The organism is Streptomyces sp. col6 (genome assembly GCF_008042035.1).
GTDB lineage: Bacteria > Actinomycetota > Actinomycetes > Streptomycetales > Streptomycetaceae > Streptomyces.
On sequence record NZ_RDBL01000006.1, the window covers coordinates 1597166 to 1617385 of the forward strand.

At 73.0% G+C, this 20220-nt stretch carries 16 protein-coding genes; 13 read left to right on the forward strand and 3 right to left on the reverse strand.

What is annotated here, in order from left to right; translation table 11 throughout:
• The 11 genes from EAO73_RS11190 to EAO73_RS11240 all read left to right on the forward strand — a co-directional run.
• Positions 1–2266: ATP/GTP-binding protein (locus EAO73_RS11190; protein ID WP_224756233.1), on the forward strand; the 2266-nt coding region annotated here is incomplete at its 5' end.
• 135 nt (positions 2267–2401) lie between these two features.
• A complete protein-coding gene (locus EAO73_RS11195) occupies positions 2402–3970 on the forward strand; it encodes a PucR family transcriptional regulator (RefSeq protein WP_147971211.1) in 1569 nt (522 codons plus the stop codon).
• A 107-nt stretch (positions 3971–4077) separates the two neighbouring features.
• Positions 4078–5523: an aldehyde dehydrogenase family protein gene (locus EAO73_RS11200; RefSeq protein WP_147971212.1), complete on the forward strand. Its 1446-nt coding sequence runs from the start codon at positions 4078–4080 to the stop codon at positions 5521–5523.
• Between the two features lie 205 nt (positions 5524–5728).
• On the forward strand, positions 5729–7675 hold the full coding sequence (locus tag EAO73_RS11205) for an acyl-CoA dehydrogenase family protein (RefSeq protein ID WP_147971213.1): 1947 nt from the start codon (positions 5729–5731) through the stop codon (positions 7673–7675).
• Positions 7676–7767: 92 nt separating this feature from the next.
• Positions 7768–9003, forward strand: a complete 1236-nt coding sequence (gene aroA, locus EAO73_RS11210) for a 3-phosphoshikimate 1-carboxyvinyltransferase (protein WP_147971214.1) — start codon at positions 7768–7770, stop codon at positions 9001–9003.
• A gap of 75 nt (positions 9004–9078) precedes the next feature.
• Positions 9079–10341, forward strand: a complete 1263-nt coding sequence (gene dxr, locus EAO73_RS11215) for a 1-deoxy-D-xylulose-5-phosphate reductoisomerase (protein WP_191133990.1) — start codon at positions 9079–9081, stop codon at positions 10339–10341.
• Positions 10338–11648: a M50 family metallopeptidase gene (locus EAO73_RS11220; protein WP_147971216.1), complete on the forward strand. Its 1311-nt coding sequence runs from the start codon at positions 10338–10340 to the stop codon at positions 11646–11648. The genes dxr and EAO73_RS11220 overlap by 4 nt, the downstream gene beginning before the upstream one ends.
• A gap of 187 nt (positions 11649–11835) precedes the next feature.
• Complete coding sequence (ispG, locus tag EAO73_RS11225) at positions 11836–12990, forward strand: flavodoxin-dependent (E)-4-hydroxy-3-methylbut-2-enyl-diphosphate synthase (RefSeq protein ID WP_147971217.1); 1155 nt, start codon at positions 11836–11838, stop codon at positions 12988–12990.
• A gap of 163 nt (positions 12991–13153) precedes the next feature.
• Positions 13154–13999, forward strand: coding sequence for a GNAT family N-acetyltransferase (locus tag EAO73_RS11230; protein ID WP_191133991.1), 846 nt, complete (start codon positions 13154–13156; stop codon positions 13997–13999).
• 40 nt (positions 14000–14039) lie between these two features.
• Positions 14040–14606 carry a GNAT family N-acetyltransferase gene (locus EAO73_RS11235; protein ID WP_147971219.1) on the forward strand — a complete coding sequence of 189 codons (567 nt, stop codon included), beginning with the start codon at positions 14040–14042 and terminating at the stop codon, positions 14604–14606.
• 73 nt (positions 14607–14679) lie between these two features.
• Positions 14680–16383, forward strand: coding sequence for a proline--tRNA ligase (locus tag EAO73_RS11240; RefSeq protein ID WP_147971220.1), 1704 nt, complete (start codon positions 14680–14682; stop codon positions 16381–16383).
• A gap of 55 nt (positions 16384–16438) precedes the next feature.
• On the opposite strand, the gene EAO73_RS11245 is transcribed toward EAO73_RS11240, so the two are convergent.
• From EAO73_RS11245 to EAO73_RS11255, 3 genes are read right to left on the reverse strand one after another with little or no spacing between them, the layout of a single operon-like run.
• Positions 16439–17362 (reverse strand): aminoglycoside phosphotransferase family protein, encoded by a 924-nt coding sequence (locus EAO73_RS11245; RefSeq protein WP_147971221.1) that lies wholly within the window; start codon positions 17360–17362, stop codon positions 16439–16441.
• Positions 17363–17405: 43 nt separating this feature from the next.
• Positions 17406–17888 (reverse strand): ferritin-like domain-containing protein, encoded by a 483-nt coding sequence (locus EAO73_RS11250; protein ID WP_147971222.1) that lies wholly within the window; start codon positions 17886–17888, stop codon positions 17406–17408.
• Positions 17885–18424: a hypothetical protein gene (locus tag EAO73_RS11255; protein WP_147971223.1), complete on the reverse strand. Its 540-nt coding sequence runs from the start codon at positions 18422–18424 to the stop codon at positions 17885–17887. Before EAO73_RS11255 ends, EAO73_RS11250 begins: the two co-directional genes overlap by 4 nt.
• 175 nt (positions 18425–18599) lie before the next feature.
• Here EAO73_RS11255 and rimP point away from each other — a divergent pair, with 175 nt between their 5' ends.
• Positions 18600–19097, forward strand: a complete 498-nt coding sequence (rimP, locus tag EAO73_RS11260) for a ribosome maturation factor RimP (RefSeq protein ID WP_147971224.1) — start codon at positions 18600–18602, stop codon at positions 19095–19097.
• A 2-nt stretch (positions 19098–19099) separates the two neighbouring features.
• On the forward strand, positions 19100–20140 hold the full coding sequence (gene nusA, locus EAO73_RS11265; RefSeq protein ID WP_147971225.1) for a transcription termination factor NusA: 1041 nt from the start codon (positions 19100–19102) through the stop codon (positions 20138–20140).
• Positions 20141–20220 lie beyond the last annotated feature (80 nt).

Consider the following 20220-nt stretch of genomic DNA (forward strand, 5'->3'; position numbering starts at 1 on the left):
CGCGCACACCCCGGTCCCGGGTGGCGCCGCGCCCACCGCCGACTGGCTCGACGCGCCACGCCCCGAGGCCGGCCCCGGCATCTGGCGGTACCGCTTCGTGCCCCGGCCCGCCGAGCGCACGTCCCGCCCCTCGCTGGTGGGCCCCGCCGCCACCCTCGTCCTCTGGCTCCTGCTGTGGCTGCTGCTCACCGAACGCAGCGTCCCCTACGTCAGCAAGCCGATCGAGATCATCACCGGCCCCGAGTGGTGGTCCTTCGGCGGGCTCAGGGAGGACGCGCCCGCCCTCGTCGTCAACTCCACGACCCTCTACTACCAGGTCCTCATCCTCGGCCTCGGCTTCTGGGCCGCCCGGGTCGGCGGCTGGGCGGTCGTCTTCCGCCACTTCACCGGTCCGAACTTCGCCCGCGCCCGGCTCGTGCTCACCCTGGGCGGCGCGCTGCTCACCCTGTGGCTCGTCTGGACGCGCAAGGTCCCCCTCGCCGACCTCGTCTTCCCCGCGGTCCCCACCAGCTGGATGCAGGGCGGCGGCAACCAGTACGCCGCCCTGCTCGTCGCGCTCGTCCTGTACGCCCTGATCGCCTCGGCCATCGTCTGGCCCTTCGCCCGGACCGGCCACTGGTCGACGGAGCTGGGCCCGTTCCTGCGCCGCGAGCCCGCCCCGCAGGAGCCGTCCGCGGCCCCCGACCCGGAGGACGGCCCCCCGCGCGCGCAGTGGCCCGAGCTGCGCGCCGCCGGCTCCACCGACGCCGCCGAGGCGCTGACCGCCGCCGTGTACGCGGGCCGGCTGAACGACGTGGACTGCGTACGGCTGCGCCACGCCTGGACCGGGGCGCGCGGCCGCCCCGACCGGCTGGCGTCCTTCACCGACACCGTGCTCCGCAAGGGCGCCGACGCCTATCTGCACCCCTCCGGCCTGCGGGACGTGCCCCGGCGCACCGCCACCCACGACCCGCTGACCGGCCAGGTCCGGATCGGGGAGTGCGCCGACGACCCGCGCAACCCCTACCCGCGCCGGGGCTCCGGCCTGGCCCTCGAACCCGCCGCGCTCGGCACCTCCCTGCTGGCCGTCGGCCCGCCCGGCTCCGGCAAGACGGACCGGGTCGTCGCGCCCGTCGTCGAGGCCCTCGCCCTGCGGGCGCTCACCGGACAGGCCGCGGTGCTCGCCGTCGGCGGTGCGGGCGGTGCGCTCGGCCCGGACGACGCCTACGACGTGGTCATCCGGATCGGCGACCCCGCGTCCCTGCACGACTTCGACCTGTACGGCGGCACGAGCGACCCCGACGAGGCGGCGGCGGCCCTCGCGGAGGGACTCGCCGGGGACATCCCCACCCTGGACACCCGCCGCGCGGCCACCGCGCTCGGCCAGCTGCTCGGCCCGTTCCGTGCCGTCCACGCCCGCTTCCCGTCCGTTCCCGAACTCCGCGAACTCCTGGAGGGCTCCGCCGCCGCGCTGGGCAGTCTGCGCCAGACCCTGGAGACCGGGGGACACCACGCGATGCTGCGCGAACTGGAGGCCAGGGCCCGCCAGGCGGGCTCCGCCGCCGACCCGGCCGCCGTCCTGGCGGACCGGATCGCCACGCTCGACCGCCCCGCCTTCGCCGGCTTCTTCGCCACCGGTGAGGACGCCCGCCCCTTCTCCCTGCGCTCCCTGGGCCGGCACCCGCTGCGGGTCCGCGTCGACCTGCCCGAGCGTGTCCACGCCGAGGCGTCCCGCGTCCTGGCCCGTCTGGTGCTCGCCCAGTTCAACGCCGTCGCCGCCGCCCGCACCGACCGCTCCCTGTTCGTCTGCCTCGTCCTCGACGACGCCACCCACACCGTCACCGCCGACACCGTCCGGGGCATCCGGCGGCTGCGGTCCGTCAACGCCGGGGCGGTCCTCGCCCTGCGCACCCTGGACGACGTGCCCGAGGGACTGCACGCGGCACTGCTCGGGGCGTTCGGCTGCACCATGGTCTTCCCCGGCCTCACCACCTGGGACGGCAAGCGCTTCGCGGAGGCCTGGGGCAAGGAGTGGGTGGAGGTCCGCGAGGTCGCCCAGCACGGGGTCTTCGCCGACCAGCCGCTCACTCGCGCCCTGCACTCCCTGCGCAAGATGGCCACCGGCAAGGCCGTGACCACGGACGCGGTGACCGTGCGCCAGGTCGAACGGGAGCGCTGGTCCGCCTCCGCCCTCGCCTACGAACTGCCGCCCGGCCACGCGGTGCTCTCGCTGACCACGGTCGGCGGCGAGCACATGCCCCCGCTGCTCGTGCGGCTGGCCGGCTGACGGCGGGGCCGGGACGGAAGGGGCGGGAGCGGCGCGAGTGGCTGCGGTGACAGGGACTCTGCCACCCTGGCAGAATCGAAGTGAGCCGTTCATACGGGACGGCGAAATCGCCCCCTGCCGAAGGCTCTCCTCCCCATGCCGCCCACGCTCGCCTCGCTCGTCCAGCACTCGGCGCTCAGACTCACGGTGCGCGCGGGGGCGGACCGCCTCGACACACCGGTGCGCTGGGCGCACGCCAGCGAGCTGACCGACCCCGTCCCCTATATGGAGGGCGGCGAACTGCTGCTGGTCACCGCGACCAACCTGGACGCGGAGAACCCGGAGGCGATGGGCCGCTATGTGCGCCGGCTGGCCGGCGCCGGGGTCGCCGGGCTCGGCTTCGCCGTCGGGGTCAACTACGACGAGGTGCCCCGGCCTCTGATCGGGGCCGCCGAGGAAGCGGGCCTGCCGCTGCTCGAAGTGCCCCGCCGCACCCCGTTCATCGCCATCGCCAAGGCCGTCTCCTCGCAGATCGCCGCCGATCAGTACCGGGCCGTGACCGCCGGCTTCGAGGCGCAGCGGGAGCTGACGAGCGCAGCACTCGCCGGGGACGGCCCCGACGCGCTCCTGGCCCGCCTCGCCGCCCACGTCAACGGCTGGGCCGCCCTCTACGACGCCGCCGGGGCCGTCGTGGCCGCCGCCCCCGACTGGGCGGCCCGCCGTGCCGCCCGGCTCACCCCGGAGGTGGAGCGGCTGCGCGCCCGCCCGGCCCCGGCCAGCATGGTCGTCGGCGACACCGACGACCGCGTCGAACTCCAGTCCCTGGGCACCGGCCGCAGGGTCCGCGGCGCCCTGGCCGTCGGCACCGGAGCGGCCCTCGGCACCGCCGAGCGGTACGCCGTGCACTCCGCGGTCGCCCTGCTCACCCTCACCACCGCCCGCTCCCGCGCCCTCCAGGGCGCCGAACAGCGTCTCGGCGCTGCGGTCCTGCGGATGCTCCTCGCCGGCCAGCCCGATCACGCCCGCGCCGTCGCCGGGGACCTCTACGGCGGGCTGCTCGACGCCCCGTTCCGGCTGCTCATCGCCGAGGCGCCGGACCCGTCCGCCACGGCGTTGCTGGCCGACGCCATGGACACCGCCGCCGACCGGTCCGGCGAGACCCTGCTGATGGTGCCCGAGGGCGGACGCCTGCTGGTGCTGGCAGCCGACGGTGGCGAGGCGGTGGCCGCCTGCGCGGCGTACGCCCGAGCGCAGGACGATCTGACCCCGCGCGAGCCGGCCGCCGCCCAGGACACCGATGTCGTCGTGGGCATGTCCGCCCCGGCCGGCCCGGTCGCCGTGTCCGCCGCGTACAAGCAGGCCGAACAGGCCCTCTCGGTGGCCCGCCGCCGGGGCAGGGCCCTGGTCGAGCACGCGGAACTGGCCACCGGGTCCGTGCTGCCGCTGCTCGCGGACGACGCGGTCCGGGCCTTCGCCGACGGCATGCTGCGCGCGCTGTACGAACACGACGCCAAGGGCCGGGGCGACCTGGTCGCCTCCGTACGGGCATGGCTCTCGCACCACGGGCAGTGGGACGCGGCCGCCGCCGACCTCGGAGTGCACCGGCACACCCTGCGCTACCGGATGCGGCGGGTGGAGGAGATCCTCGGCCGCTCGCTGGACGACCCGGACGTCCGCATGGAGCTGTGGCTCGCCCTGAAGGTCACCACACCCCCTGGCCAATAAGGCGCACCCGGGTCGCGGTCCGCTCCACGCCGGACAAACGCCAGGCGACCTCCCCGGCCCTACCGTGGGGGCGGACACACCCCACGTCATCGAAGGGCCGGAACGCCATGACCTCCACCCACGCCTTCTGGCTGGCCGGCCGCCAGGCCACCGGCGAGGAAAGCTTCGACGTCACCAACTCCTGGGACGGGCGCCTCGTCGGCACGGTCTCCGTCCCGACCGAGGCCCAGGTCGAGGAGGCCGTCGCCGCCGCGCACGCCGTGCGCGAGGAGTTCGCCGCGACCCCGGCCCACGTCCGCGCCGCCGCGCTGGACCACGTGGCCCGCCGGCTGGCCGAGCGCACCGAGGAGATCGCCCAGCTGATCTCCGCCGAGAACGGCAAGCCCATCAAGTGGGCGCGCGGCGAGGTCGGGCGCGCCGTGTCCGTCTTCCGCTTCGCCTCCGAGGAGGCCCGCCGGTTCAACAGCGGCGAGGCCCAGCGCCTGGACACCGACGCCGGCGGCACCGGCCGGCTCGGCCTGACCCGGCGCTTTCCGCGCGGCACCGTCCTCGGCATCGCGCCCTTCAACTTCCCGCTGAACCTCAGCGCCCACAAGGTCGCCCCGGCCATCGCCGTCGGCGTCCCGATCATCCTGAAGCCCGCCCCGGCGACCCCGCTCTCCTCGCTGATCCTGGGCGAGCTGCTGGCCGAGACGGACCTGCCGGCCGGCTCCTGGTCCGTTCTCACGGTGCCCAACGACCGGATGCCCGCCCTCGTCCAGGACGAGCGGCTGCCGGTGATCTCCTTCACCGGGTCCGCCCCCGTCGGCTACGCGATCATGGACTCGGTGCCCCGTAAGCACTGCACGCTGGAACTCGGCGGCAACGGCGCCGCCGTCGTGCTCGGCGACTACGCCTCCGACGAGGACCTGGACTGGGCCGCGACCCGCATCGCGACCTTCTCCAACTACCAGGGCGGCCAGTCCTGCATCTCGGTGCAGCGCGTCATCGTGGACGCGGCCGTCCACGACCGGCTGCTGCCGAGGATCGTCGCCGCCGTGGAGGCCCAGGTCACCGGCGACCCGTCCGACCCTGCCACCGAGGTCGGTCCGCTCGTGGACGAGGCCGCCGCCCGGCGCGTCGAGTCCTGGGTCGACGAGGCCGTCGCCGCCGGGGCCCAGCTCCTCGCGGGCGGCAAGCGCGACGGGTCGACGTATGCGCCGACCGTCCTCGCCGACCTGCCCGACGGCGTCACCCTCGCCACCGAGGAGGTCTTCGGACCGGTCCTTTCGGTGCAGAAGGTGAACGGCGAGACCGAGGCGTTCGCCGCCGTCAACGCCTCGCAGTACGGGCTCCAGGCGGGCGTGTTCACCCATGACATCCAGGCCGCCTTCCGCGCCCACCGCGCGCTGGAGGTCGGCGGCGTGATCATCGGCGACGTCCCCTCGTACCGCGCCGACCAGATGCCGTACGGCGGTGCCAAGCAGTCCGGCGTGGGCCGCGAGGGCGTCCGCTACGCGATGGACGACTACACCTACGAGCGCGTCCTCGTCCTCACCGGCCTCGCCCTCTGACACTCACGCGGACGCATGCCGCATCCGGCGGCGGGCACTGGAGTGGCGGCCGACCCGATCGGCGCCCCGAGGCTGGTCGGGGCGGCCGTAATCGGGTACATACGGACGAGTAGAACCGGACAGGTACGCACGGCTCACGGCCCCCCGGGGCCGCCCGTGCGCCTGCCGGGTCCACCCACCCGACGACGCGGCGAGGTGAGCCCTCATGTCCGCTCCATCCGCACAACAGCCCACGCCCAAGGTGACCGAACGCGAAGCGCGCCAGGTGGCCGAGGACGCGCGGGAACGGGACTGGCGCAAACCCAGTTTCGCCAAGGAACTCTTCCTGGGCCGCTTCCGCCTGGATCTGATCCACCCGCATCCGCAGCCCGCCGGCGAGGACGTCCGGCGCGGCGAGGAATTCCTCGCCCGGCTCCGCGAGTTCTGCGAGACCCGGGTCGACAGCGCCCTCATCGAACGCGAGGCGAGGATCCCCGACGAGGTCGTCAACGGCCTCAAGGAACTCGGCGCGCTCGGCATGAAGATCGACGTCAAGTACGGCGGCCTCGGCCTGACCCAGGTTTACTACAACCGGGCCCTCGCCCTGGCCGGCTCCGCGAGCCCGGCGATCGGCGCGCTCCTCTCCGCCCACCAGTCCATCGGCGTGCCCCAGCCGCTGAAGACCTTCGGCACCCAGGAGCAGAAGGACACCTTCCTGCCCCGGCTGGCTCGTACGGACATCTCGGCGTTCCTCCTCACCGAGCCGGACGTGGGCTCCGACCCCGCGCGGCTCGCCACCACCGCCGTCCGGGACGGGGACGACTACGTCCTCGACGGCGTGAAGCTGTGGACCACCAACGGTGTCGTCGCGGACCTGCTGGTCGTCATGGCACGCGTACCGGAGTCGCCGGAGAGCAAGGGCGGCATCACCGCGTTCGTGGTCGAGGCGGACGCCCCCGGCATCACCGTCGAGCACCGCAACGCCTTCATGGGCCTGCGCGGCATCGAGAACGGCGTCACCCGCTTCCACCAGGTGCGCGTCCCGGCAGCGAACCGCATCGGGCCCGAGGGCTCCGGCCTCAAGATCGCCCTCACCACGCTCAACACCGGGCGGCTCTCGCTGCCCGCGATGTGCGTCGGCTCCGGCAAGTGGTGCCTCAAGATCGCCCGAGAGTGGTCCGCCGTCCGCGAGCAGTGGGGCAGGCCGGTCGCCCGGCACGAGGCCGTCGGCTCCAAGATCGCCTTCATCGCCGCGACCACCTTCGCCCTCGAAGCCGTGGTCGACCTCTCCTCGCAGATGGCCGACGAGGACCGCAACGACATCCGTATCGAAGCGGCGCTCGCCAAGCTGTACGGCTCCGAGATGGGCTGCCTGATCGCCGACGAACTGGTCCAGATCCGCGGCGGACGCGGCTTCGAGACCGCCGCGTCCCTCGCCGCCCGGGGCGAACGGGCCGTGCCCGCCGAGCAGATGCTCCGCGACATGCGGATCAACCGGATCTTCGAGGGCTCCACGGAGATCATGCACCTGCTGATCGCCCGGGAGGCCGTCGACGCCCACCTCAAGGTCGCCGGCGACATCATCGACCCCGACAAGCCGCTCTCCGCCAAGGCGAAGGCGGGCGCCAACGCGGCCGGCTTCTACGCCAAGTGGCTGCCGAAGCTCGTCGCGGGACCGGGGCAGCTCCCGACCACCTACGCCGAGTTCAACCCGGCGGGCCACCCGGACCTGGCCACGCACCTGCGGTACGTCGAACGCGCCTCCCGCAAGCTCGCCCGCTCCACCTTCTACGCCATGTCCCGCTGGCAGGGCCGGATGGAGACCAAGCAGGGCTTCCTCGGCCGGATCGTCGACATCGGCGCGGAACTCTTCGCGATGAGCGCCGCCTGCGTCCGCGCCGAGCACCTGCGCGCCACGGACGAGCACGGCCGCGAGGCGTACCAGCTCGCCGACGCCTTCTGCCGCCAGGCCCGCATCCGCGTCGAGGAGCTGTTCACCCGGCTCTGGTCCAACACCGACGACCTGGACCGGCGCGTCGTCGACGGTGTGCTGTCCGGCACGTACGGCTGGCTGGAGGAGGGCGTCGTCGACCCGAGCGGCGAGGGCCCCTGGATCGCCGACGCCACCCCGGGCCCGTCCACGAAGGACAACGTCCACCGGCCCATCCGCTGAGCCACCGTTCCGGGCCACAGCGCACCGCGGGGCGCGTCCAGTCGCTGGACGCGCCCCGCCGCACGTCCCGGTCCACGGCAGGATGGACGCCCGTGACCGTCATCCATGTCCCCGGTTCCAAGTCCGTCACCGCGCGCGCCCTCTTCCTGGCCGCCGCCGCGAACGGCCGCAGCACGCTCGTACGCCCCCTCGCCTCCGACGACACCGAGGGGTTCGCCGCCGGGCTGACCGCGCTCGGCTACGAGGTCGGGCGGGAGGCCGAGGCCTGGCACCTCACCGGCCGCCCGGACGGGCCCGCCGCCGAAGAGGCCGACGTCTACTGCCGGGACGGGGCCACCACCGCGCGCTTCCTGCCGACCCTCGCGGCGGCCGGCGCCCGCGGCAGCTACCGCTTCGACGCCTCCGCGCAGATGCGCCGCCGCCCCCTCGCCCCGCTCACCGAGGCCCTGCGCACCCTCGGCGTCGACCTGCGCCACGAGGAGGCCGAGGGCCACCACCCGCTGCGCATCGAGGCGGCCGGCATCAAGGGCGGCGAACTCACCCTGGACGCCGGGCAGTCCAGCCAGTACCTCACCGCCCTGCTGATGCTCGGCCCGCTCACGGAGACCGGGCTGCGGATCACCGTCACCGACCTTGTCTCGGCGCCCTACATCGAGATCACCCTCGCGATGATGCGCTCCTTCGGCGTCGAGGTCACCCGCAGCGGCCCCGGCGACACCGTCTTCACCGTGCCGCCGGGCGGCTACCGCGCCGCCACCTACGCCGTCGAACCCGACGCCTCCACCGCGAGCTACTTCTTCGCCGCGGCGGCCCTCACCGGCCGCGAGATCACCGTCCCCGGACTCGGTAAGGGCGCGCTCCAGGGCGACCTGCGCTTCACCGACGTGCTGCGCCGCATGGGCGCCGACGTGCACATGACCGCCGACTCCACCACGGTCCGCTCCACCGGCACCCTGAGCGGCCTGACCGTCAACATGCGTGACATCTCCGACACCATGCCCACGCTCGCCGCGATCGCCCCCTTCGCCTCGGGGCCCGTACGCATCGAGGACGTCGGCAACACCCGCGTGAAGGAGTGCGACCGGCTGGAGGCGTGCGCGGACAACCTGCGGCGCATGGGCATCACGGTCACCACGGGCCCCGACTGGATCGAGATCCTGCCCGGCACGCCCCTGCCGGTGGAGATCGAGACCCACGGCGACCACCGCATCGTGATGTCCTTCGCCGTCACCGGCCTGCGCACCCCCGGCATCACGTTCGACGACCCCGGCTGCGTGCGCAAGACGTTCCCCGGCTTCCACGAGGCGTTCGCCGCCGCCACCGGCTGAGGCGGGGCGCGGGGACGGGACACGAGCGGCGCGATCCGGGACGCCCTGTCCCCGCACACGGAACGAGCGGCGACAATGGGGGCCATGACCGACAGCCCTGCCCCCCTCGCCGACCCGCACCTCGTCTTCGACGCCACGGAAGGCCGCCGGGACCTCGTCCTCCTCGGCTCCACCGGGTCCATCGGCACCCAGGCCATCGACCTGGTGCTGCGCAACCCCGACCGCTTCCGCGTCACCGCGCTGTCCGCGGCCGGCGGCCGGGTCGGCCTCCTCGCCGAGCAGGCGCGCCTCCTCAAGGTGCGCACGGTCGCGGTCGCCTCGCCCGAGGCCGTACCCGCCCTGCGCGAGGCGCTGCGGCACGAGTACGGGACGGCCGAGCCGCTCCCCGAGATCCTCGCCGGCCCCGACGCGGCGACCGAGCTGGCCGCGAGCGACTGCCACACGGTGCTGAACGGGATCACCGGCTCCATCGGCCTGGCCCCGACCCTGGCCGCGCTGAAGGCGGGCCGGACCCTGGCGCTCGCCAACAAGGAGTCCCTGATCGTCGGCGGCCCCCTGGTCAAGGCGCTGGCGGCGCCGGGCCAGATCATCCCGGTCGACTCGGAGCACGCGGCCCTCTTCCAGGCGCTCGCGGCCGGCACCCGCGCCGATGTGCGCCGGCTCGTCGTCACCGCGTCCGGCGGCCCGTTCCGCGGCCGGACCAGGAGCGAGCTCGACGGTGTCACCCGGGAGCAGGCCCTCGCCCACCCCACCTGGGCGATGGGCCCGGTCATCACGGTCAACTCGGCGACCCTGGTCAACAAGGGCCTCGAAGTCATCGAGGCGCACCTCCTCTACGACATCCCCTTCGACCGCATCGAGGTCGTCGTCCACCCCCAGTCGTACGTGCACTCGATGGTCGAGTTCACCGACGGCTCCACGCTCGCCCAGGCGACCCCGCCCGACATGTCCGGACCGATCGCCATCGGTCTCGGCTGGCCGCAGCGCGTTCCGGACGCGGCCCCCGCCTTCGACTGGACGAAGGCCTCCAGCTGGGAGTTCTTCCCGCTGGACACCGAGGCCTTCCCGTCCGTCGGCCTCGCCCGGCACGTGGGTGCGCTGGGCGGCACCGCGCCCGCCGTCTTCAACGCGGCCAACGAGGAGTGCGTCGACGCGTTCCTGTCCGGCGCACTGCCCTTCAACGGCATCATGGACACGGTCACCGCGGTGGTGGGAGAGCACGGAACGCCCGCATCGGGAACTTCTCTCACCGTCGCGGACGTACTTGAAGCGGAGACCTGGGCGCGGACCCGGGCCCGGGAACTCTCGGCCAAGGCCACTGCGGAGGCACGCGCATGAGCATGACGACGATCCTGCTGACGATCCTCGGTATCGCCGTCTTCGCCCTCGGCCTGCTCTTCTCCATCGCCTGGCACGAGCTGGGCCACCTGTCGACGGCCAAGCTCTTCGGTATCCGCGTCCCCCAGTACATGGTCGGCTTCGGCCCGACCGTCTGGTCGCGCAAGAAGGGCGACACCGAGTACGGCATCAAGGCCATTCCGGCCGGTGGCTACATCCGCATGATCGGGATGTTCCCGCCCGGCGCCGACGGCAAGCTGGAGGCGCGCTCCACCTCGCCCTGGCGCGGCATGATCGAGGACGCCAGATCCGCCGCCTTCGAGGAGCTGGAACCGGGCGACGAGACGCGCCTGTTCTACACGCGCAAGCCGTGGAAGCGCGTGATCGTCATGTTCGCCGGACCCTTCATGAACCTGGTCCTGGCCGTGGCGATCTTCCTCGGCGTCGCCATGTCCTTCGGCTTCCAGACCAACACCACCGAGGTCGCCGGCGTCCAGAAGTGCGTCATCCCGCAGAGCGCGCAGCGCGACACCTGCAAGAAGTCCGACGCCGTCTCGCCCGCGCAGGCCGCAGGGCTGAAGAAGGGCGACAAGATCGTCGCCTTCGACGGCGTGCGGATGGACTCCTGGGACGCCCTCTCCGACCGCATCCGCGACACCATCGGCCCCGCCACCATCACCGTGGAACGCGACGGACAGGAGAAGGACCTGCACGCGGTCCTCCTGAAGAACGCCGTCGCCAAGAAGGACTCGCACGGCGAGGCGGTCGCCGGCGAATTCGTCTCGGCCGGCTACCTCGGCTTCGCCGCCCAGACGAAGATCCTCCCGCTCTCCTTCGGCGACTCGGTCGTGCGCATGGGCGACATGGTGGAGAACGGCGTCGACTCGATCATCGCCCTGCCCTCCAAGATCCCCTCCCTGTGGGACGCGGCCTTCGGCGACGGCGAGCGAGCGGCGGACTCCCCGGTCGGCGTCGTCGGCGCGGCCCGCATCGGCGGCGAGGTGATGACGCTGGACGTCCCGGCGGAGAACCAGATCGCGATGATGCTGTTCCTGCTGGCCGGCTTCAACCTCTCGCTGTTCCTCTTCAACATGCTGCCGCTGCTCCCGCTCGACGGCGGCCACATCGCGGGGGCCCTGTGGGAGGCGCTGCGCCGGAACACGGCACGCGTCTTCAAGCGCCCCGACCCCGGCCCGTTCGACGTCGCCAAGCTGATGCCGGTCGCCTACGTGGTCGCCGGGGTCTTCATCTGCTTCACCCTGCTCGTCCTCGTCGCCGACGTGGTCAACCCGGTCAAGATCACCTGACGGGTGCCGGCCGGACGCGCCGCATGCACCGCGAGTGACGGGTGGTGCGCGGGCTGCGTCCGGCCGGGCGGACATTCCGTGCGGGGCCGGACGCGGTGTGCTCCCGGCCGCCCCCGGTGACGTAACCTCGAAGGCCGGAGCCCGCCGATACCGGGACCTCGATCCACACCTTGGGGATGCTCAGCGCATGACTGCGATTTCTCTCGGAATGCCCACCGTTCCGACCAAGCTCGCCGAACGGCGGGTCAGCCGCCAGATCCAGGTCGGCTCGGTGGCGGTCGGCGGGGACGCGCCGGTCTCGGTCCAGTCGATGACGACGACGCGTACGTCGGACATCGGCGCGACGCTTCAGCAGATCGCGGAACTGACCGCGTCCGGCTGCCAGATCGTGCGGGTGGCCTGCCCGACGCAGGACGACGCGGACGCCCTGAAGACGATCGCCTCGAAGTCGCAGATCCCGGTGATCGCGGACATCCACTTCCAGCCGAAGTACGTGTTCGCCGCCATCGACGCCGGCTGCGCGGCGGTGCGGGTCAACCCCGGCAACATCAAGCAGTTCGACGACAAGGTCAAGGAGATCGCGCGGGCCGCGAAGGACGCCGGCACCCCGATCCGGATCGGCGTCAACGCCGGTTCGCTCGACGCGCGGCTGCTCAAGAAGTACGGCAAGGCCACGCCCGAGGCGCTCGTCGAGTCGGCGCTCTGGGAGGCGTCGCTCTTCGAGGAGCACGGCTTCCGCGACATCAAGATCTCGGTCAAGCACAACGACCCGGTCGTGATGGTCAACGCCTACCGCCAGCTCGCCGCCCAGTGCGACTACCCGCTGCACCTCGGCGTCACCGAGGCCGGCCCCGCCTTCCAGGGCACCATCAAGTCGGCCGTCGCCTTCGGCGCCCTGCTCAGCGAGGGCATCGGCGACACCATCCGCGTCTCGCTGTCCGCGCCCCCCGCCGAGGAGGTCAAGGTCGGCCTCCAGATCCTGGAGTCGCTGAACCTCAAGCAGCGCCGCCTGGAGATCGTCTCCTGCCCCTCCTGCGGCCGTGCCCAGGTCGACGTGTACAAGCTCGCCGACCAGGTCAGCGCCGGTCTGGAGGGCATGGAGGTCCCGCTGCGCGTCGCCGTCATGGGCTGTGTCGTCAACGGCCCCGGCGAGGCCCGCGAGGCCGACCTCGGCGTCGCGTCCGGCAACGGCAAGGGCCAGATCTTCGTCAAGGGCGAGGTCATCAAGACCGTGCCCGAGTCGAAGATCGTGGAGACCCTCATCGAGGAGGCCATGAAGATCGCCGAGCAGATGGAGAAGGACGGCGTCGCCTCCGGCGAGCCCGAGGTCTCCATCAGCTGACCCCGCACGACCTCCGACAGCGCCCCGCCGGACACCCCGGCGGGGCGCTGCCGCGCGCGGGCCCCCGGCGGTCCGCGCACAGCTGTTCCCGGGCACGGGCGGCGTCGCTCAGGCTCTTCGGTTACAGTGCGGAAATCAGCAGACCGCATGGTGAGGCCCCCTCGTGTTGACGCACACCACTACCCGGGTCCTCGAACCCAGCGACCTCGGCGCCGCCCTCGCCGTCCTGGAGAGCGAGCCCGTGGCCAACGCCTTCGTGACGTCCCGCGTCCAGATCGCCGGACTCGACCCCTGGCGCCTCGGCGGCGAGATGTGGGGCTGGTACGCGGACGGCCGGCTGCGCTCCCTGTGCTACTCGGGCGCCAACCTCGTCCCCATCTGCGCGGGCCCCGAGGCCGTACGCGCCTTCGCCGAACGCGCCCGACGGGCCGGCCGCCGCTGCTCCTCGATCGTCGGCCCCGCAGAGCCCACCGCCCAGCTGTGGCGGCTCCTCGAACCAGGCTGGGGCCCCGCCCGCGACGTCCGGGCCAACCAGCCGCTCATGGTCACCGAGAGCCCGTCCGCCGAGGTGGAGCCCGACCCGCTCGTCCGCCGCGTCCGCAAGGACGAGATGGACATCCTGATGCCCGCCTGCGTGGACATGTTCACCGAGGAGGTCGGCGTCTCCCCGCTGGCCGGCGACGGCGGACTCCTCTATCAGGCCCGCGTCGCCGAACTCGTCGCCGCCGGGCGCTCGTTCGCCCGGATCGACGACGGCAAGGTCGTCTTCAAGGCGGAGATCGGCGCCACCACCCCGCAGGCCTGCCAGATCCAGGGCGTGTGGGTCGCCCCCGAGTTCCGCGGCCGCGGCCTCTCCGAGACCGGCATGGCCGCCGTGCTGCGATACGCGCTGGCCGACGTCGCCCCGGTCGTCAGCCTGTACGTCAACGACTACAACACCCCCGCGCGCAAGGCGTACCGCCGCATCGGCTTCCGGGAGACCGGCGCCTTCATGAGCGTGCTGTTCTGACCGGGCCACGCCACGGCGGCCCGGACAGTAGGGTCGGTCCATGGCAGCAGCTTCCGGGGGCGGCCCCCGCACCACCGGCGTCCACGTCGGGCCGATCGACCTCGCGGCGCGCGTCGACGAGGCGCTCGCCGTCCAGGCCGTCGCCTTCGGCCTGAGCGCCGAGGAGATCGAGGTCCGCCGCCACATCGTGCTCCGGCACCTCGACCACCCGCAGGCCCGCGCGCTCGGCGCCCTGACCCCCGGGGGCCGGCTCGTCGGCTTCGTGTACGGCATGCCCAACGAGCGCGGCCACTGGTGGTCCACTGTCGTGGAGCCCTATCTCCGCGCCACCGGCAGCGCCCACTGGCTCGACGACGCCTTCGTGATCACCGAACTCCACGTCCACCCGGACTTCCAGAACCGGGGCATCGGCCGCACGCTCATCACCACCGTCACGGACGCGGTGCCCGAGCCCCGCTCGATCCTCTCCGCGATCGACACCGACAGCCCGGCGCGCGGCCTCTACCGCTCGCTCGGCTACCAGGACCTGGCCCGCCAGGTGCTGTTCCCCAGCGCACCCAAGCCGTACGCGGTGATGGGAGCGCCCCTGCCACTGCGCCGTGCGTGAAGGAATGGATTTCCGCCCGCACGGGCCGCCCCGCTAACCTCGGGCCCATCACCCTTCCGAGCAGGAGTTCACCATGGCCCAGGTCCAGCGCATGTCCCGATTGATGATCAAGACACTGCGCGACGACCCGGCGGACGCCGAGACGCTCAACCACAAGCTCCTCGTCCGAGCCGGCTACGTACGACGCACCGCCGCCGGAATCTGGTCCTGGCTCCCGCTCGGCAAGAAGGTGCTGGAGAACATCACCCGCGTCGTCCGCGAGGAGATGGACGCCATCGGCGGCCAGGAGGTCCTGCTCCCCGCCCTGCTGCCCAAGGAGCCCTACGAGGCGAGCGGCCGCTACGACGAGTACGGCGACCTGCTGTTCCGCCTCCAGGACCGCAAGGGCTCGGACTACCTCCTCGGCCCCACCCACGAGGAGATCTTCACCCAGGTCGTCAAGGACATGTGCTCGTCCTACAAGGACCTGCCCGTCATCCTGTACCAGATCCAGACGAAGTACCGCGACGAGGCCCGCCCCCGCGCCGGTGTGCTGCGCGGCCGCGAGTTCCAGATGAAGGACTCGTACTCCTTCGACACCACGGACGAGGGCCTGGTCGAGGCGTACCAGCTGCACCGCGCCGCCTACATCCGGATCTTCGAGCGGCTCGGCCTGGACCACCGCATCGTCTCCGCGGTCTCCGGCGCCATGGGCGGCTCCGCCTCCGAGGAGTTCCTGGCCCCCGCGCCCGCCGGCGAGGACACCTTCGTCGACTGCCCGAACTGCGACTACGCGGCCAACACAGAGGCCGTGACGTTCAACGCCACCGCCGGCGACGCCTCGGGAGCCGGGCCCGTCGAGGAGCTGGACACCCCCGACACCCCGACCATCGAGACCCTGGCCGCCCACCTCGGCGTGGAGGCCTCGGCCACGCTGAAGAACCTGCTGGTCAAGGTGGACGGCGAGATCGTCGCCGTGGGCGTGCCCGGTGACCGCGAGGTCGACCTCGGCAAGCTCGGCGAGCACCTGGCGCCCGCCGTCGTCGAGCTGGTCACCGCCGAGGACTTCGTGGGCCGCCCCGACCTCGTACGCGGCTACGTCGGCCCCCAGGGCCTGGAGAAGGTCCGCTACATCGCCGACCCCCGCGTCGCCGCAGGCACCGCCTGGATCACCGGCGCCAACAAGGAGGGCAAGCACGCGAAGAACGTCGTTGCTGGCCGCGACTTCGAGGTGGACGACTACCTGGACGTCGTCGTCGTCGAGGCGGGCGACCCCTGCCCCAAGTGCGGCACCGGCCTCCAGGTCGACCGCGCCATCGAGATCGGCCACATCTTCCAGCTCGGCCGCAAGTACGCCGACATCTTCGCGCTGGACGTGCTCGGCCAGCAGGGCAAGCCCGTCCGCGTCACGATGGGTTCGTACGGCATCGGCGTCTCCCGCGCGGTGGCCGCCCTCGCCGAGCAGACCGCCGACGACAAGGGCCTGTGCTGGCCCCGCGAGGTCGCCCCGGCCGATGTGCACGTGGTCGCCGCCGGCAAGGCCCTCCAGACCGAACTGGCCCTCGACGTCTCCGAGAAGCTGGGCGCCGCCGGCCTGCGCGTCCTGGTCGACGACCGCGCCGGCGTCTCGCCCGGCGTCAAGTTCACCGACTCCGAGCTGATCGGCGTTCCGAAGATCCTGGTCGCCGGCCGCCGCTCGGCCGAAGGCGTCCTGGAGCTGAAGGACCGCCGCACCGGCGAGCGCGAGGAGCTGACCGTCGACGAGGCGATCGCCCGCCTCACCGAGCAGCAGGACTGATCCCACGTGTAAGGGCCCCGCACGGAACACTCCGTGCGGGGCCCTCGCGCATGACCTACAGCCAGCCCGCGAACTCCAGCGTCACTTCGCCCTCCTGGCGGCGTCCGGCGGCCAGCGCCCGGGTGCCCGACTCCACGGCCCGGAACAGCGTCCAGCCGTGCAGCCGTCCCTGGTCCACGTCCAGCGACTCCGCGAGCTTCTTGATCCGGCGCCGGGCCGTCGTCGCTCCGGCGGGCGAGGCGATCAGGTCCTCGACCCGGTCCCGGACCAGCCGCGCCAGATCGTAGGCCCGCTCGCCGACCAGCGGCTCCGGCCCGACCGTCAGCCAGGGCGCCCGCTCGCCCGCGAGCACCTTGCTCTGCCGGAAGTTGCCGTGCAGCAGCAGCGTCTCGGGGGAGTCGGCGACCAGTTCCTCGCGCGCCGCCAGGGCCGCCGTGACCATCGGCTCCAGCGCCGGGTCGGCCGCGGCGGCGGCGCGCATGGCGTCCGTGCGCCGCCCGGTCCGTTCCCCGACCGTCTCGAAGGCGTGCCCGGCCGGCGGATCGACCCACAGCCGCCGCACCGTCCCGGCCGCCTCCAGCAGCGCCTTCGCCTCCGGCAGCGAACGCAGCGACATCTCCGGATGCAGCCGCTCCAGCAGCAGCGTGCCCTCGACGGGGCGCCCGGTGTCCACGGGATCGAGCAGTTGTACCGCGCCCCAGCCGTTCCAGTGCGCCAGCGCCGCCAGCTCCAGGCCGGGCGCGGCACCGGCCGGGGCGAGCTTCAGGGCGGCCGGGGTGCCGTCGGCCCCCCGGACCAGCAGGACCAGACTGCTGCGCCCGCCGGGGGCGGCGACCCGCTCCACGACCGGGGCGCGCCCCGTCGCGGCCAGCGCCTGTTCGGTCAGTGCGGGAAGGCCCGCGAGCCAGTCCCCGGCGGCCGTATCCCCGTACGACTCGCCGAGCGCTCGCACCAGACGCCGCGGCGGTTCAAAACCCATACGTGCCGTGTTCCCTTTCAGAGCCTTCTTGTGTGCGCCTTCTTCAGTGCGCGGCGGCGGCCCCGGCCCGCGTGTCCGTTCCGGCCTTCGCCCCGGCCCGCTCGGCGAGCCCGGGAAAGGGTACGCCGCTGCCCCGCCAGCGCGCCGCGCGTACGGCGGCCTCCCGCAGCGCGTCGGCGGCGGTGCGCCGCAGCGACCCCTCGGCGGCCCGGACCAGGTCGGAGTAGACGTACGCGACGCGGTCCTCCAGCACGGCGGCCAGACGCACCGCGGCCGCCGCGTCCGGCACCGCGAACGGCAGAGCGTACGCGGCGTCCGAGACCACCGGCTCACCGCCCAGGTCCCGGACCGTGCGCACCAGGGCGTCCCGGCGGGCCCGGTGGGCCTGGTGTGCGGTGGTGGCCTCGGCCCGGCGCGCCGCGGCGACCCGGCCGCCGGCGACCCCGTAGCCGTAGATGGCGGCGTGCTCGGCGGCCAGCGCCGCCTGGGCCGCTTCCAGGGCGCCGTCGCCCGTGCCGTCGCTCATGCGGAGGTCTCCTTGGCCAGTTCGGTGAGCAGGTAGGCGTGCGCCGCGCTGGCGGCGGCCACCGAGGCCAGCAGCCGGGCCAGCTCCCCGGGTGCCTCCAGGACCAACGCGGTGTAGGCGTCCGCCGCGGTGCGCTCGGCGGCGGCCAGCTCCTTGACCGCGGCGGCAGGGCCGGTGGCGAGCGAGCGGGCCGGGGCGAGCGCGGGGGCCTTGCCGGGGGAGACGGCCGTCAGATGGGCGCGGACGGCGTCACGCAGGGGGGTGAGCCCGGCCGCCGTCGACGGATGGGTCCTGAGCACGTGCTCGTAACCGGCGAGCAGAGTCGCCGTGGTGCGCGAGGCACTGGTGCGCAGCGCCGTCTGTGTACGCACGGAGGACGTGCCGTCGGCGGCGGTCCGCGCGCCGCCGTGCGCGGAACCCTTGCGGGCCCCGCCCGTGTCGTCGGCGTCGCTTCCGCAGCCCGGCAGCACAGCCCCGGCGGCGAGGGCGCCCGTCGCCGCGAGCACGCCCCTGCGCGTCGTCCCCGTACGCCGCACTTGTTCTCCTTCGGGCTGGACCTGTCTTGACTGGATCTGTCCGGAAGTGATCACCGCCTGTGAGCGTACCCGCGCGCGGGGGGCCGGCGGACAGCAACACCCCTTGCGACCGGATACCCTTTGACCAGACACGCGAGATACCCACAACAGCACACGCGGCCGAGGAGTCACCCGGATGAGCACCACCCAGAGCGAGAGGCTGCGCGGGCTGGTCGAACCGCTCGTCAGCGCCGAGCAGCTGGAGCTGGAAGAGATCGAAGTCTCCCGGGCAGGCCGCCGCCGGGTGCTGAGGATCGTCGTGGACTCCGACGAGGGTGTCGAGCTCGACACCTGTGCCGAGCTGAGCCGGGCGATCTCCGCGAAGCTCGACGAGACCGACGCGATGGGCGAGGACGAGTACGTCCTGGAGGTCAGTTCCCCCGGGGCCGACCGCCCGCTGACGGAGCACCGCCACTACGTACGCAACACCGGCCGGCTGGCCAGGCTGACCCTGAGCGAGGGCGGCGAGCTGGTGGCCCGCATCCTCGCGGTCGACGAGGACGGTCTCGACCTGGAGGTGCCGGGCGTCAAGGGCCGCAAGCCCACCGCCCGCCGGATCGCCTTCGACGAGATCGCCAAGGCCCGCGTGGAGCTGGAATTCAACCGCAAGGACAAGAAGGAAGAGGAGGCGTAGCCGTGGACATCGACGTGAAGCTCCTGAAGGGCTTGGCGCAGGACAAGGAGATCCCGTTCGACGTCCTCGTCGAGGCGATCGAGTCGGCCCTCCTCATTGCGTACCACCGCACGGACGGCAGCCACCGCAGGGCCCGCGTGGAGCTGGACGAGCGCGGCCATGTGACGGTGTGGGCCAAGGAGGACCCCGCCGACCTGGAGGAGGGGCAGGAGCCCAAGGAGTTCGACGACACCCCGTCGGGCTTCGGCCGGATCGCCGCCACCACCGCCAAGCAGGTCATCCTCCAGCGTCTGCGCGACGCCGAGGACGACCGCACGTTCGGCGAGTACGCGGGCCACGAGGGCGATGTCGTCACCGGCGTCGTCCAGCAGGGCAAGGACCCGAAGAACGTCCTGGTCGACATCGGCAAGCTGGAGGCCATCCTGCCGGTGCAGGAGCAGGTGCCGGGGGAGGAGTACACCCACGGCCTGCGGCTGCGCACCTATGTCGTGCGCGTCGCCAAGGGTGTGCGCGGTCCCTCGGTCACGCTGTCGCGGACCCACCCCAACCTGGTGAAGAAGCTCTTCGCGCTGGAGGTCCCGGAGATCGCCGACGGTTCCGTCGAGATCTGCGCGATCGCCCGCGAGGCCGGCCACCGCACCAAGATCGCGGTCCGCTCCACCCGCTCCGGCCTCAACGCCAAGGGCGCCTGCATCGGCCCGATGGGCGGACGCGTCCGCAACGTGATGGCCGAGCTGCACGGTGAGAAGATCGACATCGTCGACTGGTCGGACGACCCGGCGGAGATGGTCGCCAACGCGTTGTCACCCGCACGGGTGAGCGAGGTCGAGGTCGTGGACCTCGGCGCCCGTTCCGCCCGGGTGACCGTGCCGGACTACCAGCTCTCGCTGGCGATCGGCAAGGAGGGGCAGAACGCCCGTCTCGCCGCCCGCCTGACCGGCTGGCGCATCGACATCCGCCCGGACACCGAGACCGACGCCGAGCGCGATGTCGCCGACCGCGAGCGCGCCGAGCGGGCCAGGGAGCGTTCCGAGCGGCGCTGACGAAGCTCCGGGCGGCCCCGAGGGAATAGATCACGTCGGCACGCCGCTGAGATCACGACAACGTACGTTCGATTTTTGCC

What these genes read in the sequence shown, in the direction of transcription:
- EAO73_RS11235 (WP_147971219.1), top strand. Translation starts at nt 14,040, where the DNA reads ATGGCAGCAGCTTCCGGGGGCGGCCCCCGCACCACCGGCGTCCACGTC.
- dxr (WP_191133990.1), top strand. Translation starts at nt 9,079, where the DNA reads ATGGGGGCCATGACCGACAGCCCTGCCCCCCTCGCCGACCCGCACCTC.
- EAO73_RS11205 (WP_147971213.1), top strand. Translation starts at nt 5,729, where the DNA reads ATGTCCGCTCCATCCGCACAACAGCCCACGCCCAAGGTGACCGAACGC.
- ispG (WP_147971217.1), top strand. Translation starts at nt 11,836, where the DNA reads ATGACTGCGATTTCTCTCGGAATGCCCACCGTTCCGACCAAGCTCGCC.
- EAO73_RS11245 (WP_147971221.1), bottom strand. Translation starts at nt 17,362, where the DNA reads ATGGGTTTTGAACCGCCGCGGCGTCTGGTGCGAGCGCTCGGCGAGTCG.
- EAO73_RS11220 (WP_147971216.1), top strand. Translation starts at nt 10,338, where the DNA reads ATGAGCATGACGACGATCCTGCTGACGATCCTCGGTATCGCCGTCTTC.
- EAO73_RS11195 (WP_147971211.1), top strand. Translation starts at nt 2,402, where the DNA reads ATGCCGCCCACGCTCGCCTCGCTCGTCCAGCACTCGGCGCTCAGACTC.
- rimP (WP_147971224.1), top strand. Translation starts at nt 18,600, where the DNA reads ATGAGCACCACCCAGAGCGAGAGGCTGCGCGGGCTGGTCGAACCGCTC.
- EAO73_RS11240 (WP_147971220.1), top strand. Translation starts at nt 14,680, where the DNA reads ATGGCCCAGGTCCAGCGCATGTCCCGATTGATGATCAAGACACTGCGC.
- EAO73_RS11250 (WP_147971222.1), bottom strand. Translation starts at nt 17,888, where the DNA reads ATGAGCGACGGCACGGGCGACGGCGCCCTGGAAGCGGCCCAGGCGGCG.
- EAO73_RS11200 (WP_147971212.1), top strand. Translation starts at nt 4,078, where the DNA reads ATGACCTCCACCCACGCCTTCTGGCTGGCCGGCCGCCAGGCCACCGGC.